Raw genomic sequence first — 20904 nt, 5'->3', positions numbered from 1 at the left:
CACAATGCAGACATACATCGTGTGGCTTTTTGTCCAATTACAGAGGTTTGTTTCATATTACTTTCATTTCATCAGAAATTCGTCCATTCTTCTTTATCCATTTGCTGAATCATTCGCTTAGCATAGGCTGAATAATACGTTTGTCCGCCATATTCTAGAACGTAATTAAAGTGGGTTAAGGCTTGATCAAATGTTGCAGTTTTTAGATAAAGTTTCCCTAATTCAAAATGAAGACCAACTTTTCCTAAAGTCGTCTGTTCGGTGGCTAGAAAATCAAATAATTTTGTTAAAGCATTTTTATCATTAGTCAAAATCAAATAATGTCGGTAAAAAATAGTATCGACAGAATTGTAGAATGTCTGAATATGACGCGGAAATTTCTTTTGTTTTTTTAACGTACGGATAGTATCGATTGTTTCTTTTAAGCCTTCAAGATCGTTGCTTTCTTTGTAATAATTACCTAACAAATTATAATATTGGAGTTTTAAATCCAGTGTTCCAACGGTTAAATCGATTGTATCTAACTTTTCTTTCATCCCAACTAAGTTTCCAGTATAATAATCCCCCAACGCTTGAAAATAATTTTGATAATTAGCTATCCCACTTTTACTATAGAACGGTTTATCTAGTAATTGCTTATTTATAGCAACATATTTTTGAGGATCACAATCCATCGTTAAAATAGTCCGAATATGGATTACTTTTTTCCTTATCTGGATCGCGATGGTGAAACACAATAAAAATAAGATACACAGCCCAACCAGTCCAAAATTGTAATTTAGTAAATATAACGTCATCAACGGAATAAATATAATAAGACCCATTATGCAGACTGAGAGAAAACACTTTCTTAGACGTTTCACTTCTTTGACATACTCTTCCACAGTTTTCTGATTTTCGTACATCTCAATTCTCACATCCTGACCTTAATTTCTTTATGATCTAGATTCAGCTCTTCATAATAATAGACATAATTGACTATGCCTTTATAGTTATAAGTAAATATATTAGTCGGTTTTTGACCATCGATCCTCAAATTTTTAATCTTTTTATTTTGTGATGTACCGATAAAAAATAGTCGCTTTCCAAATGATTTATGGATTTCTTCTTCAAAAGAAAAAGGTGTATCTTCAATTGAGGCCAACATTTCCAATTGATTTTTTATCGTCTCACTATTGCTCCTTGATGAGTCTTCTTCAGAAAATAGTTTTTCCATTTTATTTGTTTGGATGATTTCGTAATTTTTACGACCACTTTTCTCTTTTACTTGCACAATCACTAGTGTTAAATCTTCCCCATCCGTTAAAAACAAATCGATATGATCCTGTTCTTCTTGTTGATGGATTATTCGTTCAGGACGAACACCTGAAAATTTAAGTGCTAGTTGAAGCGTTCTAGCGTAATTTTTTTTGATATATGAAGCAGTAAATCCTGAAATGATGAACATCACAAGAAATAGTCCCACAACAAACATTCTTTTTTTCATTTTATTCTTCTCCCAACGATTCTTTCTTAAATTTTACCAAATCAACAGTATTTTTCAATATTTGCTGAAAAAACTTTCTTTTCAGCAAATAAAAAAAGTGAACCAAAACATATGCCCCGTTTTGGTTCACTTCTACTATTCTTTATTTCCAATCAAATTCAATGCTTGTTGCAGCACTTTCTCTCCGTTCATCATACCATAATCCGCCATGTTGATTACTTCTAGCGGAATTCCTTTTGGTTCTAAACGTTTTTCAAAATCGCTTTTCATAAAGCGAACTTGCGGTCCTAATAATAACACATCGACTGGTTTACTCTCTAAATTATTGTCAGCATCTGAAGCTGAAACTGCAAAGATATCTGCATCTAAGCCTTGTGCATCAGCTGCCTTTTGCATTTTTGTTACTAATAAGCTTGTGCTCATGCCTGCAGAACACACGAGCATAATCGTTTTTTTAGCCATTCTAGCCATCTCCTTTTTTCTAATAATAACATAACGTATCTGTATATGTTGCTTTAATCATAGTATAGTAAAAAACAGATTTTTGTCAACGCTTTCCCCTCCTAAAGTGCGCTGTTTTATTGTTTAAAACAACCAATTAGACTTTAGTAGTTTATTAAAGACCACGTACTCTTTTTCGATATTTACTTGCGCAACTTGGTAACTGGCATTCAGCCATCCATAGGCACCTTTTTCAGGATGCTTATGATCATTAGCCCACCAATCAATGTCAGTACGTGCTGTTTTAGGAAGGCCTGAATGTGGAAAAAGTAACTCGTCAAACTGCGTAAACGTTAGAGTTACTTGGGATCCACCATTAGTAGTTAAATAATGGGTAACGCTATCATATTTCTTTTGACGCTCTTTTGCCAAATCCTTCACTCCCTTATCTTCGTTAACAATAACGTGAATCATCCTTTTAATCATTATCTCATAAAAGTGTCAAGAAGCAAATGAAGGTCCCTTTTATCTTTTTATAGAGAACAGTTGCTTCTCAGCGCTATTTTTTTTATACTTAAAGCATTATGTAGTAAAGGACTGAGCAGATGCTTGATAGTTATTTTACCATTCGCTCTGATGGAGAAAGTGAAATTGAGATAAAGAAATCACGATTTATTTGTTCTCTCAAACGAGTCTATTCAGAAGATGAGGCAAAAGAATTTATTGCCCAAAAGAAAAAAGAGCATTGGAAAGCTAATCATAATTGCAGTGCCTTTGTCATTGGCGAAAAAAGCGATATACAGCGTAGTAGTGATGACGGCGAACCTAGCGGGACAGCTGGTGTGCCTATGCTAGAAGTTCTAAAGAAACAGGAATTAATCAATGTCGTAGCTGTTGTTACCCGATATTTTGGTGGTACAAAATTAGGGGCTGGCGGATTGATTCGCGCATACAGTCACGCTGTTTCTCATGCGTTAATGGATATCGGCTTAGTTGAAGGGAAGTTACAACAAGAGATTCACTTAACGATCAGTTATCCAAATTTAGGAACCATTCAAAATTTTATGGAAAACAATCCTTACATCTTACACGATACAATCTACGGAGAACAAGTAAATGTTGTTTGCCTTGTTGACGAAGCAAAATCTGAGCAATTTATGGCGGAAATCGTTGAACTATTAAATGGGCAAGTGACATTTGAAGAAGGTGAATGTTCTTATCATGAACTACCAATCACAAAAAAGGAGCAAGTAAATGACATTTGAAGAAGTATTACCACAGATAAAAAAAGGCGCTAAGGCTGTCAGAGAAGGTTGGGGCGGCTTTGAATTGTATATTGAACTTAGAGATGAGATTGGAACTGCAGACGGTACATTTCTCCAAGTGACACCTTATTTTTTGATCAAAACCTCTGATGAAGGATACAGCTTGTTCTCACCAACACCTTGCGATGTTCTAGCGGAAGACTGGAAAATCGTCAATATAGCTTAAAATATTCATAAAAAGCTAGAACACTTTTAACAAGTTGGTCTAGCTTTTTATGATGGACTCAAGAAAAGAGGTACGATATGGAATTTGAAGAATACCGAGGAAAAACAATTTTTGTCACTGGTGCTGCATCTGGTATAGGACAAGCCCAAGCAGTCGCATTTACCGATCAAGGCGCCAACGTCTTTGGCATGGACACTGATGAAGTTGGTTTAGCTGCAACAGCTAAAAAAACGAATAGTAGCATTGGACGTTTTATTGCTTTTATAGGTGATATTACAAAAGAAAAAGAAATTACAGCCGCAGTGGAAAAAGCAAATAAATCATTTGGTACGATACATATTTTGTTAAATACTGCAGGTATTTTAGATAATTACACACCAACCCTTGAGACAACAGAAGCTTTGTGGGATCGCGTTTTAGCGGTTAATTTAAAAGGAACTTTCTTAGTTACCAATCAGATTTTACCGCAAATGTTAACTCAAGAGCATGGCGTAATCATCAATATGGCTTCAATTGCCGGTATGGTAGCAGGTGGTGGCGGCGCGGCTTACACTGCTTCAAAACACGCCATTATTGGCTATACAAAGCAATTAGATCATGACTACATTCGACAAGGACTAAGAGCAAATGCCATTGCTCCTGGTGCAATTCAGACGCCTATGAATGCTGCTGATTTTGCTGGCGATGGAAAAATGGCTGAATGGGTTGCTAACGAAACACCTGCTGGACGTTGGGCAAAACCCGAAGAAGTTGCTTCATTGACTCTTTTTTTGGCAAGTGAACAAGCAGATTATATTCATGGAACCGTCATGACGATCGATGGCGGCTGGCTAGCGAAATAATCACGATAGACTTTCATAAGATACTTTACAAATAACTTCATCTTCGATAACATAAAACCTAGCGAAGTAATTCGCACTATGACACTTCAGTTGGCAGTATCGACCTGTCACTTCCTTTGGTCATAGTTCATTACTAAAACAGAGAACCTGTTTTACAAAGGAGAATAAAAATGAATAACCCGCACTCTCAGACTAAAGCCTGGTCTGTCCTTATGTTGACGAAAATGGCTTTGATTACAGCACTTTACATCGTTGTCACTATTTTTTTGGCACCTTTTAGTTTCGGTGCTGTTCAGCTCAGATTTTCAGAGCTATTTAATTATTTACCACTTTTCAATAAACGGTATATCGTAGCTGTAACCTTAGGTGTGGCCATCTCAAATTTTGCATCACCATTAGGGTTAGTTGATGTTATTATCGGAAGTGTCTCAACTTTTACCGTTTTACTTCTCTCTTATTATGTAACAAGAAAAATAAAAAATACGATAAGTAAAATGATTCTAACTGCGATTATTTGCTCACTATCAATGTTTACAGTAGCCGGCCAATTGACTTATTTCTACCACTTACCTTTTTTCTATACGTGGCTAACAGTTGCAATTGGTGAACTTTTGTCTATGTCTGTTGGTGGTATTTTGATTTACTGGATCAATAAAAAAATCGATTTAACAAAATAAAAAAATGAATGCTCATGTGGTTGGGGCATAACTCTACGAGTCACATCCCAACCTCTAAAGCGTTCATTTTCTTTTTTATTTTTCTAGATAAAATTCAAAGCGGTTCCCCACATATTGAGTCCTTACATATTCAAACGGTACTCCGTTTTCAAAATAAGAAATTTGACGTAAACGAAGAATCGCATCGCCCCGTTTGATTTTTAAATAATCAGCAATTTGTTCCGAAGCTAACATTGCAGAAATCGTTTGGTTAGCATGACCGATTTTATTGCCACCTTTTTCTTCTAAGGTTTTGTAAAAAGAATTGGTGATTTCAGCCTTGCTGTATTGATCAACTAAAGCGTACGGAACGCTAGCAACTTCAAAACAAATGGGTAAGTCATCAGCAAAACGAACACGCTCCATCCGTACGATTTGTTCATTTTCTTTTAAGTTTAATTTTTCCATTTCACTAGAACTTGGTTTAGCGACATAGTAAGAAACAGTACGACTGGAAGGAACGCGATTTTGAGAAAGCATAATGTCCGTAAAACTAGTTGTTCCCGTCATCTTCTCTTGCACTTTTTTACGAGCAACATAGGTTCCAGAACCGATCTTACGTTCTAAGATCCCTTCATCGGCAAGTGTTTGAATCGCTTGTCTCAACGTCATTCGGCTAACACCAAATTGAATCGCCAACTCACGCTCGGAAGGAAGCCTGTCTCCAATCTTCCAAACACCATGTTCAATGTCATCTTTAATTTTATCGTGAATTTGAATATAAACTGGTAAACTTGACACCATCTTACTTCCCCCTTTTTTATTCTCTTTCATTATAACTGGTATATACCTCATAAACAACTAAAAGTTCCAAAGCGCAGTAATGCAAACGTTTCTAATGAATTTTTGGTATGCTCCTTTTAAAATCAAAGATATTTTTTATTCTTGTATTTATACGAAAACAAATGTCTTAAAAAAATAACCTAAACCGTACATAACATACAGTTTAGGTCATCTTTTTACGAACGAATTTTTTCTTCATCCATCATTTTATTTGCTGTTGCCATCATTAAACGAATCCGATTTAGCTGATTGACTAATGATACACCAGGATCATAATCAATCGGTGCAATATTTGCTTTAGGATACTGACGTCGCAACTCTTTGGTTACACCTTTTCCTACAACATGGTTTGGTAAACATCCAAATGGTTGCATACAAACAATATTGTTTACATCTGATTTCAATAACTCAATCATTTCGCCAGTTAAGAACCAACCTTCACCAGTATGATTCCCGATCGATAGAATTTTTCCAGCTTCTTCTGCTAATTCATGAATCGAGCTTAGACCGTCAAAGCGTTTAGAGTTTCTTAGTGCTTTGTCCATTGGTTTTTCAACATACTCAATGATTCGGATAGCAAATTGCGCTAAATTTTTACTTTGTTTGGACATGCCCATATTATCATACTTCCATATTTGATTGTATAAAGAGTAATTCATAAAGCCGATAATATCTGGTACCACTGCTTCTGCACCTTCTGCTTCTAATAAACGAACAATATCATTATTGGCAGTTGGTGAATATTTCACCAAGATTTCACCCACGATTCCGACTTTTGGTTTCTTCACTTCATTCAACGGCACTTCATCAAATTCTTTAATGATTTTTTTCATATTTCGGTTAAATAACGTCAATGAGCCATTACGAACATTTTTTTCGATTTGTTTCAGCCATTTCGCGTGGAGCCCATCGATCATGCCAACTTCTGTTTCGTAAGGACGTGTTCGATACACCACCCGCTCAAATAGATCACCATATAAAAAGGCTATAGCCACACGCTTCAACATTGGCAAGGTAAATTTAAACCCAGGATTTGACTCTACACCTTTATTTCCCATTGAAACTGAAACTACGGGAACTTGTGGGAATCCGGCATCATTCAATGCCTTTCTAAGTAACGGAATATAATTTGTCGCACGACAGCCGCCGCCTGTTTGTGTCATCATCACACTTACGTGGTCTAAATCATATTCCCCGCTTTCGAGGGCTTCAACTAGCTGTCCAATTGAAATGATAGCTGGGTAACACGCATCATTATTCACATATTTCAACCCAACATTAACAGCTTCTCGATCCTCTGCTGGTAAGCAAACAACATTATAGCCAGAAGCTTGTAATGCCACATCCACTAAGCCAGATTGATGGATTGGGCTTAGCATAGGTAATAATAATGTATGAGTCTTTTTCATTTCTTTAGTAAAAATAATTTTTTCCGGTTCCTCATGTTGTAGTTTAGGTTCAAAGTTCATTTTTTCTCTTTCACCGACTGCAGCTTTTAATGAACGCAGACGAATTCTAATTGCACCGAGATTCGAGCCTTCATCAATTTTTAAAACTGTATAGATTTTTCCGTATTGATCCATGATTTCTTCTACTTGATCGGTCGTAACAGCATCTAACCCACAGCCAAATGAGTTCAACTGAACCAGTTCAAGATTTTTTGATTTGGCGACAACACGAGCAGCAGCGTATAGTCGTGAGTGATACACCCACTGATTCACAACCCTTAAATTCCCCACATCACTTAAATGAGAAACAGAATCTTCCGTCAAGACATGGAACCCTTCTTGTGTAATTACATCAGCAATACCGTGATTTATTTCAGGGTCTAAGTGATACGGACGACCAGATAAAACAATTCCCTTCTCACCTTTTTGATTCAGCATCACTAATGTCTCTTCCCCTTTGTTGCGGATATCTTCTTTGAAAGCGTCCAGTTCTTCATAACCATGACGCAATGCTTGAGCAACTTGTTCAGCTGAAATTCCTAAATCTGCAAATGTTTCACTTAAAACTTTTGCTACAGATGCTTCGTTTGCCAAATTGATATACGGATTACGATAATCAACTTTACCATCACGGATATCATCAACATTATTGCGGATAACATCTGGGTAACTTTGCACGATTGGGCAATTAAAATGATTATCCGCTTCCGCCGATTCCTGACGTTCAAAAACAACACCAGGATAAAAAATCATCGGTACTTTTGAATCGATCAAAGCCTGGATATGTCCATGAGAAATCTTGGCAGGATAACAGGCTGTATCGCTTGGAATAGTTTCCATACCTTGTTCATACAATTCCTTATTTGAGCGTGGCGATAACTCGACTCTAAACCCTAGATCCGTGAAAAATGTATGCCACAACGGATAATTTTCATACATGTTTAGAACACGAGGAATCCCGATTCTGCCATGTACAGCATCTTTTTCTTTTAATGGACGGTATTTAAATAATTTACGGTACTTATAATCAATCAGATTCACTCTGCGGTCTTCTTTTTTCACTTTGATTCTGGCACCACGTTCACATCGATTCCCAGTAACAAATTGATGTCCGTCAGAAAAAATCGTAACAGTCATCATACAGTTATTTTCACACAAGCCACAATGGGTAAACTCTTTATCTGCCGTAAAGGTGTCCAGTTCTTCCAGCCCTAAAATCGTTGTTTCTTCCCCTAGTTCATAGTTTTCAAGCGCAATCAATGCTGCACCATATGCCCCCATCAATCCAGCAATCGAAGGACGGACAACTTCTCGTTCGCTGATCATCTCAAAAGCACGCAACACAGCTTCATTATAGAAAGTTCCCCCTTGGCAAACGATTTTCTTCCCTAATTCTTCCGGGCGACGAACTTTGATTACTTTGTAAATCGCATTTTTGATAACAGAATACGACAGCCCCGCTGAAATATCCCCTACGGAAGCTCCCTCTTTTTGAACTTGTTTGACTTTTGAATTCATGAAGACTGTGCACCGGGAACCAAGATCAACAGGCGCTTTAGAGCTTAGCGCTTCGATCGCAAAATCTTTAACATCAAAATTCAATGATTTGGCAAATGTTTCAATAAACGAACCACAACCTGACGAGCAAGCTTCATTTAGCTGGATCGAAGATAATACACCCTCTTTGATGGTCATTGCCTTCATATCTTGACCACCGATGTCTAAAATGAAATCAACACCTGGCTGAAAGTGATCTGCCGCTTTGTAATGGGCCATGGTTTCAACTTCACCAATATCAACTTTCAAGGCATTTTTGATTAAGTGTTCACCATACCCAGTAACAGCAGATTTTCCAATAAAAACATCCTCTGGCAATTGCTTGTATAGATCTTTTAGAACGCTCATCGTTGTTTCTAAGGGTTGCCCTTGATTATTCCCGTAAAAAGAAAATAATAGATTCCCCTCTTCATCGATCAAGGTAACTTTGGTCGTCGTTGATCCTGCATCAATTCCTAAGAAAGCTACACCATGATGATCAGCTAACGCTTTTTCTTGTGCTTTGGCTTGATCATGGCGTGTTCTAAATGATGTTAGTTCTGCTTCATCTTTAAATAGCGGTTCTAAGGTATCAGTTGGCTTTAATTGTTCTTGGTCGCCCTTTGTTAGACGATGGATCAAGTCAGCTAATGTAGTTGGTTTTGCGCCCTCAGAATAGATAGCTGCTCCCATAGCTACAAATAGTTGCGGATTTTCTGGAAAAATTACATCTTCTGGTTTTACATCTAACGTTTCAATGAATCGTTTTCTAAGTTCTGACATAAAGAAAAGTGGTCCACCTAAAAATGCAATTTTCCCTTTGATTTTCCGTCCTGCTGCAAGACCTGCAATTGTTTGGTTGACTACTGCTTGAAAAATACTCGCTGAAATATCTTCCTTTGCCGCACCTTCATTGATCAAAGGCTGAACATCCGTCTTAGCAAAAACACCACATCTTGAGGCGATTGGATATATCGTTTGATAGTTTTTGGCCAGTTCGTTCACGCCATTTGCATCTGTTTTAAGCAATACAGCCATCTGATCGATAAAAGCACCAGTCCCGCCAGCACAACTACCATTCATTCGCTGTTCTAAGGCTCCTTCAAAGAAAGTGATCTTTGCATCTTCACCGCCTAGTTCAATTGCTACATCTGTCTCTGGTATGATCTCTTCCACTGTTTTTGTACAAGCAATCACTTCTTGAACAAAAGAAATATTCAAAACATCTGCTAATCCCATTCCTCCTGATCCAGTGATCGTCATGGTGATTGGCGTATTTCCGCCTAGTTCAACCATAGCTTCATTCAAAACTTTTTCAGTTGCAGCTTTTACATCTGAGTAATGTCGTTCGTATTTAGCAAATTTTGTATGATTTTCTTCGTCAATAATTACTAATTTCACAGTTGTCGAACCGACATCTATTCCTGCTCTTATTGTCATACTTTTGATCTCCTTATATTCCATACCCTTTTATTTCACAACACTTTGTTGATTATCCTACAAGGTGTCTGATATAATACTTATGTATATTTTAGAAAGATTCTAATTTAATTGCAACTAGCAAAACACCCAAATTTGTGAGATAAGCAACAAACTTTTGAAAACTGTTGATTATTTCGAAAGGAAATTTTTATGTCGAAGAAAACGGACCTGCGGGTAAAACGAACACACAAAATGATTATCGAAGCTTTCTTTCACTTAGTAGACGAAAAAGGATACGACTGCATCACGATCCAAGACATTGCGGATGAGGCAATGATCAATCGTGCAACGTTCTACGCTCATTTCAAAGACAAACAAGACCTTTATGAACAAATTTTTGATTTTGCCATCAATGCATTTACTTCTGTCATCGATACCGAGCAAATTATTGTCAGTAACCGAATCAAAGTAAAACAAATTGAATTTCTCCTGACACATATCTATGTCAATATTCAAAACAATAAAAATTTCTTTCTGACCATCATGGACGGCAGCTCAAATGAGCTACTAAGAAAAAAATTAGCAGACATCATTTATGAAAAATACGCAGATATTTTCTCTAAGTTAAAAATTACGGAAAATGATATTGAAGTCCCCATTGATTTTATTATCGAGTATATGACTTCTATATTTATTGGAACCCTTCATTGGTGGATCACAAGTGACACAGAGATGTCTCCTAACCATTTAGCTAGACTTGTTATAAAACTAGTAGGAAATGGTCATCTGACCGTTTTAGGGCTAGAAATCGATAAATAATACGTAAAAAATAAAATAGCTTGAAACAACACAGTGATCTGTGTTGTTTCAAGCTATTTTCCTTCATCGACTAACGATTTTTAGCACGCCACTTTTTCGTATGAGCTGTATCTCTAGCGGAGACTATTTGAATGCTTTTAGTCCCTTCTGTATTTTTCTTTTTAGAAAAAATATTTACTTTCACATCATACTTACCTTCACGCGCTAAGTCATAGACTTTTTCGGCTGTTTCAGTTATTTTGTCTTTAATACTCATCTAGTTCACTCCTAATGCTTTTTCATACACTTTAGCACATATTTTTGAAAAAGAGAACCAAAGCTACTGTCAATTTTTTTTAATAAAAAAAAGAACAACTCTATCTGAGTTGTTCTAATAAAAACTGGGGTAGCTGGATTCGAACCAACGCATGACAGGATCAAAACCTGTTGCCTTACCGCTTGGCTATACCCCAATAAGTTAAAATGGAGGAAAGTGGATTCGAACCACTGAACCCTAAGGAACGGATTTACAGTCCGTCGCGTTTAGCCACTTCGCTATTCCTCCAAAAGGTTTTAGTAAAAAACCTGACTTAGTTATAATACAAAACTTTTGAATAAATTGCAAGCCTTTTTCGAAAAAAAGTTGTTATTTATTTTAGTCGTTTAAATTCCATTGGCGAATAACGTATTCAATCGCTTCATCAAGCGTTTTCACAGTTGCTTCGTTGCGACCGTCAATCACTACTGCAAATTTTTTTGTATCTTGCGTTAAGATTTGACCGATCTCTTTTTTACCAATCGTTAATGTATTAACAGTGATTACTTCACCATTTACTTTTTTTTCTGATTCTTCTATCTTCACTTCTATATCTTTATTTTTCTTTGACATCGTCATCCCTCCAAGAACCTATGTTATCATGTTCCGTAAAAAAAAGAAAGTGGATCAAAACTCGATAAGTTCTGCTCCACTTCAGTTTATTCCAATATCAACTTAAAAGTCATCTATCTCAAGCGTAAATGTTTCTTTTATTACTCCGCACTAAATAGCTGCTTTCTTTTGATCTCACTAAGGATCGCTGAAATAATTCCGACAACAATCGAAACAATTCCAATAATGATAAACAACCATAGAAAACTGGATAAATAAGTTTGGATAAACGTATACATTGCTTTCGATTGAATAGCCAATCTTTTTAGCGAGCCTTGCAGTAAAATGATTGTAGGTACAATAATCATCATCAAACCACTACCTACCCATATATACGCCCAATATCTCAATAAGCGATGGAAATAGCCTCTTAACGAAGAATATAAGGAGAAACTTAATAAGGCCCATAAAACGCCGCATATAACCATAAAAATGACTAATTTCGATTTGTAGTTCATAACTTTACGCCCATAAGAGACTAAAAAAGGCAACTCGATATATCCTTTGTAGATTGTAACAGCATTATCTGACAATCCAGTCACAGCAAGTTCTGATTCTGGAGTAGTCTGAATATTTTTTTCTTTCATGTACGCTGTAATTGCTTTGGAAACAGCAGCATGAACTTCTTTTTCATTAGAAATCGAATATTTGGTTCCTGTATTGTACATTGCTTTAAAATAAGCCTCTACATCTTGCTTCACGAGTTCTTTTTTAATTGTTTGCCCCAAGACTCCTTCTGGGATATTGCTTCCCAAAGCGCTATTTTCCACTTGTCGATTTATTTCTTTCGTTAGTTGTGAATAATAATCTGCTTTTGCCGCTTGTTTTGCGATATAGTTTTCACTAAAAAGGGTTAATCTCAAGGTTAATAAAATCAAGAATGCAAATAAAAATACACTAGATAAAAAAGCAAGAAAAAAACGAGAGATTACTTTCATTAAATGACCGCGATTTTTCATCTGACTGATTCTCCTCCTTTATGACTTCTCATCGATGATAGGACCGGATACATAGTCAGCAGAAACAAAAACACGTTCTGGTGTTAGTCCGATTGCATCTAATGGATAACAAGTATAAAGAATCAGCGATCTCTTTGTACGATCCCCTAATTTTGTATTGATTGTTGGATCTTTGTAATCAGCAACTTTTACTTCCGTCACTTGATAAGTATAGTCGCCGTAGTGAGTATGAATGTTGATTTCATCCCCAACTTCTAAGTAATAAATTTTCCCAAAAGAAGGCAGATTATGTCCACCGATCAAGGTCGTCCCAAGATCTCCTGGAATCATACTGCCGATGTATTGTCCTGCGCCTAAACGCAAAATTTCTTCGCTATCTCCGTAATACAATGGTTCATTAATTCCGACTTTGTCAATTACTACCTCACCAAACTGGTCTCCACCTACTGGATAAACCATGTTTGAAGAAGATAATTCTCCTTTTTCAGACACTTGCATTCCTGCGGCAATGGCTTCTGTTGAATTTTTGTCAGAAGTATTAGTTGTTTGTTTACCGTTTTTATCGGTTGCTTGGTCTGAAGATGCTTGCTCTTTTTTTTCATTCCTTTTTTCAAAAAGGTTGGTTCCCTTTTGATCGAAAGTTGGAGCATCATTCAATGAGATCAATTCAACTGCTGAAGATGCGAAGTTAATGACAGGTGCACCAATTATGTAAATAATGAGATAACCAAAACACATAAAGAGAAGAGGCACAAAAATAAATGCCCCTACTCTTTTTAACTGTTTCATATTATGCTAATTTGTTCTTTCTGCTCACAAATACTGCACCTGCTGCAGCCACGATCAATGAGACAAAAGTAATGCCACTTAATGCATAGTTTGATCCTGTATTTTTTACTGGATTTCCAGTTTTGTAAACAGGAGCGCCTGCAGTATCAGTGATTGTCACTGCGGAATATGTTCCACCTGCTCCAAAAGTGATTTTAAGACCTACTGCATTTCCAGCAGCCACCACGTAATTTTGCAATTGAGTAATTACGTTAGCTGGTAAAAGTCTAAGTGCATCTCCAAGTGAATTCACACCTGATGTATTAACAGATACCCCTTCAACTAACGCACGAGCTGCTTGAATGTTTTTCACTGCTTCGTCTACTTGAGCTTGTGTCAAATCAACACGTTTCAAGTGGTTAGAAGCTGCATTTGTTTCAGCTGCACCAAAACTGAATTTTTTACCGCCGATTGTTACACCAGCATTCAATTCGTTAAGGACAGGCTGTTCTGTAGCTGAAATAGCTCCATCTGCTGAAGCAGTTGTTGCAAAGCTTACAGTTGCTACGATAGCAATAATAAAACCGATAACTTTTTTCATTCTTAATCCTCCTATTCTTAAATATTTATAATCAATTACAGAATATCTGTAAAAATTATACCACCAACAACCCCTATCGTTTTATAGGACATAACGAAAGAATATTAAAGGAATGAAACACTTTAATATTCTGACATTGGTAAACTTACTTCACTATATAAAATTATCATATGCCTCTGTAATAGTCAAACTGTTTTCAACAAATAAAATCCATATATATTCTTGTTATTATGCACTTTTTATACTTTTTTTGATAGAAAAATTGCTTCAAAAACATCATAGTGAGCTTCTTTCAAGAGGTTCTCGATTTGTTTTGTCTCACGACTTTCGATTTGTAGTTCAATAATTGTTTCTAGTTCTTTTCGATTTACCACAACTGTTAAAATACTAAAATTGTTATCAGCTAATAACTTAGTAATATCAGCTAAAATTCCTTTGTGGTCTTCCGGTATACGTAGTTGAACCCTAGTTCCGCCATCATTGTAACCAGTAATTTTCAAGAAGGCATCAAAGATGTCATTATTTGTTATGATTCCAACAAGGGTTTCGTCTCCATTAACAACAGGTAGGACACCGATATTATTTTGGCGCATTTTAAAAATACCATCTTCTAAAGAAGCTTCTGGCTTAATGGTTTGAACATTTTTCACCATTATATCTGATACCGTTGTCTTATTTAACAAATAATTCACTTCGTACACACTTAAACTTGTGGCTTTTGACGGCATTGCTGATTGAATCGTTCCCTCTGTAATCAAGCCTATAACTTGTTCTCCATTGACTACTGGCAAACGATGAATATTATTTTTTTTCATTAAATCCACGGCGTCAAATATTTTCATTTCTGGTTGAGCAACAATTAAATTTTTGGTCATAAAATCACTTACACTCATGCTGTTAACCTCCTAGATACGCTTTTTTAACTTCTTCACTTTCCAACAAGTCTTTTCCTGGCCCACTTAAAACAACTTCACCTGTTTCCAAAACATAGCCTCGATCTGCAATCGATAAAGCCATTTTGGCATTTTGCTCAATCAAAAGTACGGTTGTTCCTTGTTTGTTGATTTCTTGGATGATATTAAATATTTCCTGAATAAAGATTGGAGCTAATCCCATTGATGGTTCATCTAATAACAATAAGCGTGGTTTAGACATCAAGGCTCTTCCCATTGCCAACATTTGTTGCTCTCCGCCAGATAAAGTTGAAGCATCTTGATTTCTTCGTTCTTTCAAAATCGGAAATCGTTCAAAAATCATTTCATAATCTTGCTTTAATTCTCCGTCTTTTCTCAAAAAAGCGCCCATTTCTAGATTCTCCTGCACAGTCAATCCAGAAAAAACGTGCCTTCCCTCTGGAACTTGGCAGAGTCCTGCAGCTACGATTTTTTGCGGAACCATTTTTTGTATTTGTTGACCTTCAAATGTGATTGTACCGTTGGATGGGCGATTTAATCCAGAAATCGTTCTTAAAATTGTTGTTTTGCCCGCTCCATTAGCTCCTATCAAAGAGACGATTTCACCTTGTTCTACGTTAAAACTTACATCTCGCACCGCTTGGATTACACCATAATGCACAGATAAATTGTCGATCGTTAACATTATAGTTCACCTCCAAGATAGGCTTCAATCACACGGGGATCATTTTTGATTGCTTCTGGTTCCCCTTCTGCGATGATTCTGCCATATTCTAAAACATAAATTCTTTGACAAACATCCATGACTAAACTCATATCGTGTTCAATCAAAACAATTGTGATTTGAAACTCTTTTTGAATTTTTCTGATCAATTCAGTTAAATCAGCTGTTTCCTGCGGGTTCATCCCAGCTGCAGGTTCGTCTAAAAACAGTACTTTAGGCTGTGTAGCTAAAGCGCGTACGATTTCTAAACGTCTTTGTTCCCCATATGGAAGATTTTTTGCTAAAGTCTGAACTTTTCCTTCTAACCCAAATATTGCCAAAAGCTCTAATACTTTCTTTTCCATTTCTTCTTCTTTTTTATAAAAAGCTGGTAAACGTAAAATACTTGAAAGGATCCCTTCTTTGTTCTTACTGTTCATAGCAATCAAGACATTATCCATCACAGTTAAATCTTTGAACAAACGGATATTTTGGAATGTTCTACTTAATCCCATATCAGCAATTTTATATGGTTTCATACCATTTAACACATGTTCTTTTCCTAAAACATCTAACGTCACTGTTCCTTCGCTTGGCTCATAAACGCCTGTTAAAAGGTTAAATAGCGTTGTTTTTCCAGCTCCATTAGGACCGATCAGCCCAATCAATTCATTTGTTTCCAAAGTAAGATTCACATTGGAAACAGCCGCAAGACCACCGAAGTTTTTAGTTAAATTATTAACGTTCAATAGAGGCATTGGATTTGTCCTCCTTTTTCTTGAATATTTTTTTCACGGAAAATTCCCACGTACCTAATAATCCGCCTGGTTTGAAAATCATGATAATAATCAAAGCCAACGCATAAATGATCATTCTAAGTGCACCTGCATCCTGCAAGAACATATTTAAGATCCCCAATACGATTGCTGAGATAAAGGTTCCAGTAACACTTCCGATTCCCCCGAAAACGACGATAATCAAAATATCGATCGATTTCATAAAACCGAAATCTTTCGGCGCAATCGTTTGGACATAACTTGAATAAATCGCTCCTGCAACACTTGCTGTAATCGCGCCGATAATAAAAGCGGCTACTTTATATTTGGTTGTATTCACACCCATTGACTCTGCTGCAATCTCGTCTTCCCGAATCGCCATTGTCGCACGTCCTGGACCACTGTGAATAAAATTAACGATAATCAACGTCACAATAACAACAAATCCAAAGACCATTGACCAATTGACCATTGGTGGAATACCAAAGATCCCGGCTGGACCATTGGTCATATCTTTCATATTGATAATGATGATTCGTATGATTTCCGAAATACCCAATGTAGCAATCGCTAAATAATCCCCTTTTAATCTCAATGTCGGAATACCAACAACTAATGCTACGATTCCTGACAACACAATCCCTAGCAAAATCCCACTGAAAAAACCGCCCATAGTCGGGTACTTCACTGACATGATCGCCGCACTATATGCACCGATCGCCATAAACCCTGCGTGCCCTAAAGAAAATTGCCCAGAAAAACCGATAATCAAATTCAATCCCAAAGCCAACATAATATTGATTCCGATCGTAATCAACGTATATTCAGTAAACGGTGTAATCACACCTGTTACGTATAATACGTAAATAAAAGCATACGCGATAGCAGCAATTAAAAGCCAAACAACATTATATTTTAAATTCTTTTTCATGCAAGCCACCTACACTTTCTCTTTGATGTTCTTGCCGAGAATTCCGGCAGGACGAATCAATAAAATAATGATCAACAATGCGTATACAACCGCATCTTTATAATCTGAAAACCCAAGAGCAATCGTGATCGTCTCTAATAACCCAATCACAAAACCGCCTAGTGCTGCACCAGGTATGATTCCAATCCCACCTAAAACAGCGGCAACAAATGATTTAAGACCTGGAACAACCCCCATCATTGGATCAATTGAATTATAATATAATCCAATCAACATCCCAGCTGCTGCAGCTAGAGCTGAACCTAATGCGAATGTAAATGAAATCGTGCGATTGACATTGATTCCCATCAACTGTGCAGCATCCGCATCAACAGAAACAGCACGCATCGCTTTTCCCATTTTTGTTTTTTTAACGATCAACTGTAAGGCTATCATCAACACTAAAGAGATAACTAAAATAAGGACTTGAATATTTGAAATTTGAATAAACCCTAGTTGATAATTTTTAAATTCAATAGCTTGAGGAAATGATTTTTTTTCTGGTCCTAACCAATAAATCATCCCATTTTGTAGTAAAAATGAAACCCCGATCGCTGTGATCAAAGCTGCAATTCTTGTTGATTTTCTTAATGGTCTATATGCTAAAAATTCAATCACCACACCGATTACGGCAGCTCCGACCATCGATAAAAGCAAGGCTGGGAAAAAACCTAAGCTTAATTTGTTGATAAAGAAATACCCCATAAATCCGCCCAACATATAGATTTCTCCATGGGCAAAGTTGATTAATTTGATGATGCCGTAAACCATTGTATAGCCTAAAGCTAATAGAGCATAAATACTACCTAGAAAAAGCCCATTGACTAGTTGTTGGATTACTACTTCCATGTTTATCACTTCCAATATTTAGAATAGTTGTTGTTTGATTAAAGAAAAAAGAGGATGGACAAAACGTAAAACCTTGTCTCACCCTCTTTAAGTTTCATATCTTTAAATGTCGTTCTATGGATTTACAGCATCTGCGGATGTTTCTTTTCCTTCTGTTAATCCTAGTACTACTGCTGATTTTTCAGGATTGTGATCTTTATCCATCGTCATTTTTCCTGTTACTCCGACAAAGTCTTTAAGCGATGCTAGACCTGCTGTAATGTCTTTTGAATCAGCTGAATCTTTATCTTCCATTGCTTGTTTTAACATGTAAACAGAATCATAACCTAATGCATTAAAAGCAGATGGTTGTTTATCATATTTCTTCTTGAATGCTTCTACGAATGGTTTTACCTTGTCTGTTGCAGGGGCTTTTTCTGAGAAGTGTCCTGTGTAATAAACATCAGAAACATTTTTTGCTCCAGCGATTTCAACCAATTTTTCATCACCAAATCCGTCAGCGCCAAGAATTGGTTTATCGATGCCCATTTCTCTTGCTTGTTTGATGATCAAGCCTGCTTCTGCATAATAACCTGGAATGTAGATTGCATCGTAATCAAGATCTTTGATTTTTGTCAAGATTGCTTGGAAATCTTTATCGCCAGCTGTAAACGTTTCTTCTTTGGCGATTTTGCCTTTAAATGTATCTTTAAATGATTTCGTCAATCCAATTGCATAATCACTTGAATTATCACCAATGATCACAACATTTTTGGCTTTCAAATTATCTTGAGCAAAGTTTGCTAAGATAACGCCTTGGAATGTATCTTGGAAACATGCTCTGAAAATATATTCTTGAACTTTGTCATTCACAACAGTGATACTATCGTCAGTACCTGAAGGCGTGATAACAGGAACTGCTGCCTTTGTCATATTAGGAATTGTTGCTTTCGTCGCACCAGATGTAGCTGGACCAACGACTGCAACAACTTTATCTTTTGCAGTTAGATTGGCAGCAACAGATGTTGCTTCACCATTTTCTGATTTGTTGTCTTTTTCGATTAATTCTAGTTTCTTACCAAGAACACCACCCGCTTCGTTGATTTCTTCAACAGCTAAGGTAATCCCTTCTTTTTCAGCATTCCCATAAGCTGAAACATCTCCTGAAAGCTCCATGTTCATGCCGATTTTGATCGTATCACCTTCAGCCTTATTTCCACCACCGCTTGCGCCTCCGCCAGCTGCTGGACCACATGCTGCTAATAAAAATAGACTAGCAAATAAAAAGCTAAATTTTTTCATATTATTTCCCCCTTAGTTTAAAAGCTGAACGAATTCGTAAAGCCAGATAATTTTCTTTGCATATATAATTATTAAAGAAGTATGTATACAAATATAATCAAAAAAGAATGAATTGTCAATGAATTTTCAGAAAATTTCTATAATTCAAATTATTAAAAATAGTCCGTTACTTATAACACTTGATTCTACCGCTTGTTCTCACTAAAAAAAGCCCGAGACAAAATTAAAAATCAATTTTGTTTCGGGCTTTAAATCTGAATAAACGCTTTTTTCTCGGCCTCTTTTTTTGAATCTTGATTATTTATTATTTTGGTACGAGATAAAATTAGCCGCAGCTCCAATCAAATTCGCATCATTTTCATATTTGCATGTCACGATTTGAGGAATAAAATCATTCAATTCAAAATGATCCAATTTCTCTTTCATTCGACGATTGATTTCATCTAATAAGCCTTTTTTAGCTGAAACACCACCGCCTAAAACGATAATTTCTGGATCAAGTGAAAACTGAATACTAAACAGACCTTGGGTTAAATACTCATAAAAATTATTCACTTCTTCTATTGCCAATTCATCACCAGATTCCGCAAAATGAAACACATCTTCTCCTGAAAAAGCATCTTTCTCTACACCTTTTCGTTTGCAATAACGCCAAGCCATTTGCACTGCTGTTCCTAATTGGCTAAAAGTTTTGCCTTCATTCAGATACATCAACCCAAATTCACCACCATAGAGATGAGCACCTTTAGAAATTTGTCCATTATGGAAAATCGCACCGCCAATCCCAGTACCTACAACGACAAATGCCACTTCTTTTTTGCCCTTGGCAGCACCTGCATAGATTTCAGCCAATCCTGCGCAATTCGCATCATTTTCGATAGCTACTGGAAGTTGGAATAAATCTTCCAATTCTTTAAATATATTAAACCCATGAATATAAGGAATTGCGGAAATCCCATTGATCATTTGTTTTTCAACATCAACCACACCAGGAGCGCTTAATGCCACTCCTTCCACTTTTTGGTCAACTCCGTCAAGGACAGTCAATAATGACGCTTTCATTTCGTCCCACGTTTTTGGCGTTGTAAATTTCCCTTTGTCACTCATTTCTTGTCCATTCCAAATTCCATGTTTCACTGCTGAACCACCAAAATCAAAAGCTAAAATTGCCATCTTAAAAGCCCACCTTCAT

General features: G+C 36.5%; 23 protein-coding genes and 2 tRNA genes. 5 read left to right on the top strand and 20 right to left on the bottom strand.

Features of this window, described 5'->3' with window-relative positions:
* Window positions 1-71: 71 nt before the first annotated feature.
* The 4 genes from AC4BB7_RS05875 to AC4BB7_RS05860 all read right to left on the bottom strand — a co-directional run bounded on the left by AC4BB7_RS05875 (window position 72) and on the right by AC4BB7_RS05860 (window position 2401).
* The gene (locus tag AC4BB7_RS05875; RefSeq protein WP_490484717.1) at window positions 72-905 is read right to left on the bottom strand and encodes a hypothetical protein; all 834 of its coding nucleotides are present in this window, start codon (window positions 903-905) and stop codon (window positions 72-74) included.
* An 8-nt stretch (window positions 906-913) separates the two neighbouring features.
* Entirely contained in the window at window positions 914-1486 is a 573-nt protein-coding gene (locus AC4BB7_RS05870; RefSeq protein WP_490484716.1) for a hypothetical protein, read from the bottom strand.
* Between the two features lie 135 nt (window positions 1487-1621).
* Window positions 1622-1948 carry a PTS sugar transporter subunit IIB gene (locus AC4BB7_RS05865; RefSeq protein ID WP_086312263.1) on the bottom strand — a complete coding sequence of 109 codons (327 nt, stop codon included), beginning with the start codon at window positions 1946-1948 and terminating at the stop codon, window positions 1622-1624.
* Window positions 1949-2071: 123 nt separating this feature from the next.
* Window positions 2072-2401 (bottom strand): DUF7662 domain-containing protein, encoded by a 330-nt coding sequence (locus AC4BB7_RS05860; protein ID WP_490485121.1) that lies wholly within the window; start codon window positions 2399-2401, stop codon window positions 2072-2074.
* A gap of 131 nt (window positions 2402-2532) precedes the next feature.
* On the opposite strand from AC4BB7_RS05860, the gene AC4BB7_RS05855 reads away from it, so the two are divergent.
* The 4 genes from AC4BB7_RS05855 (at window position 2533) to AC4BB7_RS05840 (ending at window position 4937) form a co-directional block, all read left to right on the top strand.
* Complete coding sequence (locus AC4BB7_RS05855; protein WP_086312262.1) at window positions 2533-3192, top strand: YigZ family protein; 660 nt, start codon at window positions 2533-2535, stop codon at window positions 3190-3192.
* Complete coding sequence (locus AC4BB7_RS05850) at window positions 3182-3418, top strand: DUF2829 domain-containing protein (protein ID WP_490484715.1); 237 nt, start codon at window positions 3182-3184, stop codon at window positions 3416-3418. Before AC4BB7_RS05855 ends, AC4BB7_RS05850 begins: the two co-directional genes overlap by 11 nt.
* A gap of 77 nt (window positions 3419-3495) precedes the next feature.
* Window positions 3496-4260: a 3-oxoacyl-ACP reductase gene (locus AC4BB7_RS05845; RefSeq protein ID WP_490484714.1), complete on the top strand. Its 765-nt coding sequence runs from the start codon at window positions 3496-3498 to the stop codon at window positions 4258-4260.
* A gap of 170 nt (window positions 4261-4430) precedes the next feature.
* On the top strand, window positions 4431-4937 hold the full coding sequence (locus tag AC4BB7_RS05840) for a QueT transporter family protein (RefSeq protein ID WP_490484713.1): 507 nt from the start codon (window positions 4431-4433) through the stop codon (window positions 4935-4937).
* A gap of 75 nt (window positions 4938-5012) precedes the next feature.
* Here the strand turns inward: AC4BB7_RS05840 and AC4BB7_RS05835 are convergent, their stop codons facing one another.
* Both AC4BB7_RS05835 and AC4BB7_RS05830 read right to left on the bottom strand, forming a co-directional pair.
* Window positions 5013-5720: a GntR family transcriptional regulator gene (locus AC4BB7_RS05835; protein WP_086312259.1), complete on the bottom strand. Its 708-nt coding sequence runs from the start codon at window positions 5718-5720 to the stop codon at window positions 5013-5015.
* A gap of 215 nt (window positions 5721-5935) precedes the next feature.
* On the bottom strand, window positions 5936-10183 hold the full coding sequence (locus AC4BB7_RS05830) for an acyl-CoA dehydratase activase-related protein (RefSeq protein WP_490484712.1): 4248 nt from the start codon (window positions 10181-10183) through the stop codon (window positions 5936-5938).
* A 192-nt stretch (window positions 10184-10375) separates the two neighbouring features.
* Between AC4BB7_RS05830 and AC4BB7_RS05825 the strand changes: the two genes are divergently transcribed.
* Window positions 10376-10984, top strand: coding sequence for a TetR/AcrR family transcriptional regulator (locus AC4BB7_RS05825; RefSeq protein ID WP_086312257.1), 609 nt, complete (start codon window positions 10376-10378; stop codon window positions 10982-10984).
* A gap of 70 nt (window positions 10985-11054) precedes the next feature.
* On the opposite strand, the gene AC4BB7_RS05820 is transcribed toward AC4BB7_RS05825, so the two are convergent.
* The 14 genes from AC4BB7_RS05820 to AC4BB7_RS05755 all read right to left on the bottom strand — a co-directional run bounded on the left by AC4BB7_RS05820 (window position 11055) and on the right by AC4BB7_RS05755 (window position 20885).
* Window positions 11055-11240: a hypothetical protein gene (locus AC4BB7_RS05820; protein ID WP_086312256.1), complete on the bottom strand. Its 186-nt coding sequence runs from the start codon at window positions 11238-11240 to the stop codon at window positions 11055-11057.
* 124 nt (window positions 11241-11364) lie between these two features.
* A tRNA-Gln gene (locus AC4BB7_RS05815) sits at window positions 11365-11436 on the bottom strand.
* A gap of 11 nt (window positions 11437-11447) precedes the next feature.
* Window positions 11448-11528 (bottom strand) — tRNA-Tyr (locus tag AC4BB7_RS05810).
* A gap of 90 nt (window positions 11529-11618) precedes the next feature.
* Window positions 11619-11852, bottom strand: coding sequence for a DUF2969 domain-containing protein (locus tag AC4BB7_RS05805; RefSeq protein ID WP_086312255.1), 234 nt, complete (start codon window positions 11850-11852; stop codon window positions 11619-11621).
* Window positions 11853-11992: 140 nt separating this feature from the next.
* Window positions 11993-12850, bottom strand: coding sequence for a hypothetical protein (locus AC4BB7_RS05800; RefSeq protein WP_490484711.1), 858 nt, complete (start codon window positions 12848-12850; stop codon window positions 11993-11995).
* Window positions 12851-12868: 18 nt separating this feature from the next.
* Window positions 12869-13639 carry a class D sortase gene (locus AC4BB7_RS05795; RefSeq protein WP_086312253.1) on the bottom strand — a complete coding sequence of 257 codons (771 nt, stop codon included), beginning with the start codon at window positions 13637-13639 and terminating at the stop codon, window positions 12869-12871.
* 1 nt (window position 13640) lies between these two features.
* Entirely contained in the window at window positions 13641-14219 is a 579-nt protein-coding gene (locus AC4BB7_RS05790; protein ID WP_490484710.1) for a hypothetical protein, read from the bottom strand.
* A 239-nt stretch (window positions 14220-14458) separates the two neighbouring features.
* The gene (locus tag AC4BB7_RS05785; RefSeq protein ID WP_490484709.1) at window positions 14459-15112 is read right to left on the bottom strand and encodes a CBS domain-containing protein; all 654 of its coding nucleotides are present in this window, start codon (window positions 15110-15112) and stop codon (window positions 14459-14461) included.
* A 4-nt stretch (window positions 15113-15116) separates the two neighbouring features.
* On the bottom strand, window positions 15117-15818 hold the full coding sequence (locus tag AC4BB7_RS05780) for an ABC transporter ATP-binding protein (RefSeq protein ID WP_086312250.1): 702 nt from the start codon (window positions 15816-15818) through the stop codon (window positions 15117-15119).
* Window positions 15818-16594: an ABC transporter ATP-binding protein gene (locus AC4BB7_RS05775; RefSeq protein WP_086312249.1), complete on the bottom strand. Its 777-nt coding sequence runs from the start codon at window positions 16592-16594 to the stop codon at window positions 15818-15820. Before AC4BB7_RS05775 ends, AC4BB7_RS05780 begins: the two co-directional genes overlap by 1 nt.
* Complete coding sequence (locus tag AC4BB7_RS05770; RefSeq protein ID WP_490484708.1) at window positions 16575-17543, bottom strand: branched-chain amino acid ABC transporter permease; 969 nt, start codon at window positions 17541-17543, stop codon at window positions 16575-16577. The genes AC4BB7_RS05775 and AC4BB7_RS05770 overlap by 20 nt, the downstream gene beginning before the upstream one ends.
* Window positions 17544-17552: 9 nt before the next feature.
* Window positions 17553-18431 carry a branched-chain amino acid ABC transporter permease gene (locus AC4BB7_RS05765; protein ID WP_086312247.1) on the bottom strand — a complete coding sequence of 293 codons (879 nt, stop codon included), beginning with the start codon at window positions 18429-18431 and terminating at the stop codon, window positions 17553-17555.
* A gap of 114 nt (window positions 18432-18545) precedes the next feature.
* Complete coding sequence (locus tag AC4BB7_RS05760) at window positions 18546-19712, bottom strand: ABC transporter substrate-binding protein (protein WP_086312246.1); 1167 nt, start codon at window positions 19710-19712, stop codon at window positions 18546-18548.
* 297 nt (window positions 19713-20009) lie between these two features.
* Window positions 20010-20885 (bottom strand): ROK family protein, encoded by an 876-nt coding sequence (locus AC4BB7_RS05755; protein ID WP_490484707.1) that lies wholly within the window; start codon window positions 20883-20885, stop codon window positions 20010-20012.
* Window positions 20886-20904: the final 19 nt, after the last annotated feature.

The organism is Enterococcus sp. AAFC-DPL-5182 (assembly GCF_058216605.1).
This window is presented reverse-complemented; position numbering and strand designations above follow the sequence as displayed.

Coding starts and splice junctions, on each gene's coding strand:
- AC4BB7_RS05805 (WP_086312255.1), bottom strand. CDS start 11,852: ATGTCAAAGAAAAATAAAGATATAGAAGTGAAGATAGAAGAATCAGAA.
- AC4BB7_RS05860 (WP_490485121.1), bottom strand. CDS start 2,401: ATGATTCACGTTATTGTTAACGAAGATAAGGGAGTGAAGGATTTGGCA.
- AC4BB7_RS05760 (WP_086312246.1), bottom strand. CDS start 19,712: ATGAAAAAATTTAGCTTTTTATTTGCTAGTCTATTTTTATTAGCAGCA.
- AC4BB7_RS05785 (WP_490484709.1), bottom strand. CDS start 15,112: ATGAGTGTAAGTGATTTTATGACCAAAAATTTAATTGTTGCTCAACCA.
- AC4BB7_RS05865 (WP_086312263.1), bottom strand. CDS start 1,948: ATGGCTAAAAAAACGATTATGCTCGTGTGTTCTGCAGGCATGAGCACA.
- AC4BB7_RS05875 (WP_490484717.1), bottom strand. CDS start 905: ATGTACGAAAATCAGAAAACTGTGGAAGAGTATGTCAAAGAAGTGAAA.
- AC4BB7_RS05870 (WP_490484716.1), bottom strand. CDS start 1,486: ATGAAAAAAAGAATGTTTGTTGTGGGACTATTTCTTGTGATGTTCATC.
- AC4BB7_RS05755 (WP_490484707.1), bottom strand. CDS start 20,885: ATGGCAATTTTAGCTTTTGATTTTGGTGGTTCAGCAGTGAAACATGGA.
- AC4BB7_RS05795 (WP_086312253.1), bottom strand. CDS start 13,639: ATGAAACAGTTAAAAAGAGTAGGGGCATTTATTTTTGTGCCTCTTCTC.
- AC4BB7_RS05825 (WP_086312257.1), top strand. CDS start 10,376: ATGTCGAAGAAAACGGACCTGCGGGTAAAACGAACACACAAAATGATT.
- AC4BB7_RS05765 (WP_086312247.1), bottom strand. CDS start 18,431: ATGGAAGTAGTAATCCAACAACTAGTCAATGGGCTTTTTCTAGGTAGT.
- AC4BB7_RS05820 (WP_086312256.1), bottom strand. CDS start 11,240: ATGAGTATTAAAGACAAAATAACTGAAACAGCCGAAAAAGTCTATGAC.
- AC4BB7_RS05770 (WP_490484708.1), bottom strand. CDS start 17,543: ATGAAAAAGAATTTAAAATATAATGTTGTTTGGCTTTTAATTGCTGCT.
- AC4BB7_RS05780 (WP_086312250.1), bottom strand. CDS start 15,818: ATGTTAACGATCGACAATTTATCTGTGCATTATGGTGTAATCCAAGCG.
- AC4BB7_RS05790 (WP_490484710.1), bottom strand. CDS start 14,219: ATGAAAAAAGTTATCGGTTTTATTATTGCTATCGTAGCAACTGTAAGC.
- AC4BB7_RS05840 (WP_490484713.1), top strand. CDS start 4,431: ATGAATAACCCGCACTCTCAGACTAAAGCCTGGTCTGTCCTTATGTTG.
- AC4BB7_RS05835 (WP_086312259.1), bottom strand. CDS start 5,720: ATGGTGTCAAGTTTACCAGTTTATATTCAAATTCACGATAAAATTAAA.
- AC4BB7_RS05845 (WP_490484714.1), top strand. CDS start 3,496: ATGGAATTTGAAGAATACCGAGGAAAAACAATTTTTGTCACTGGTGCT.
- AC4BB7_RS05775 (WP_086312249.1), bottom strand. CDS start 16,594: ATGCCTCTATTGAACGTTAATAATTTAACTAAAAACTTCGGTGGTCTT.
- AC4BB7_RS05800 (WP_490484711.1), bottom strand. CDS start 12,850: ATGAAAAATCGCGGTCATTTAATGAAAGTAATCTCTCGTTTTTTTCTT.
- AC4BB7_RS05855 (WP_086312262.1), top strand. CDS start 2,533: ATGCTTGATAGTTATTTTACCATTCGCTCTGATGGAGAAAGTGAAATT.
- AC4BB7_RS05830 (WP_490484712.1), bottom strand. CDS start 10,183: ATGACAATAAGAGCAGGAATAGATGTCGGTTCGACAACTGTGAAATTA.
- AC4BB7_RS05850 (WP_490484715.1), top strand. CDS start 3,182: ATGACATTTGAAGAAGTATTACCACAGATAAAAAAAGGCGCTAAGGCT.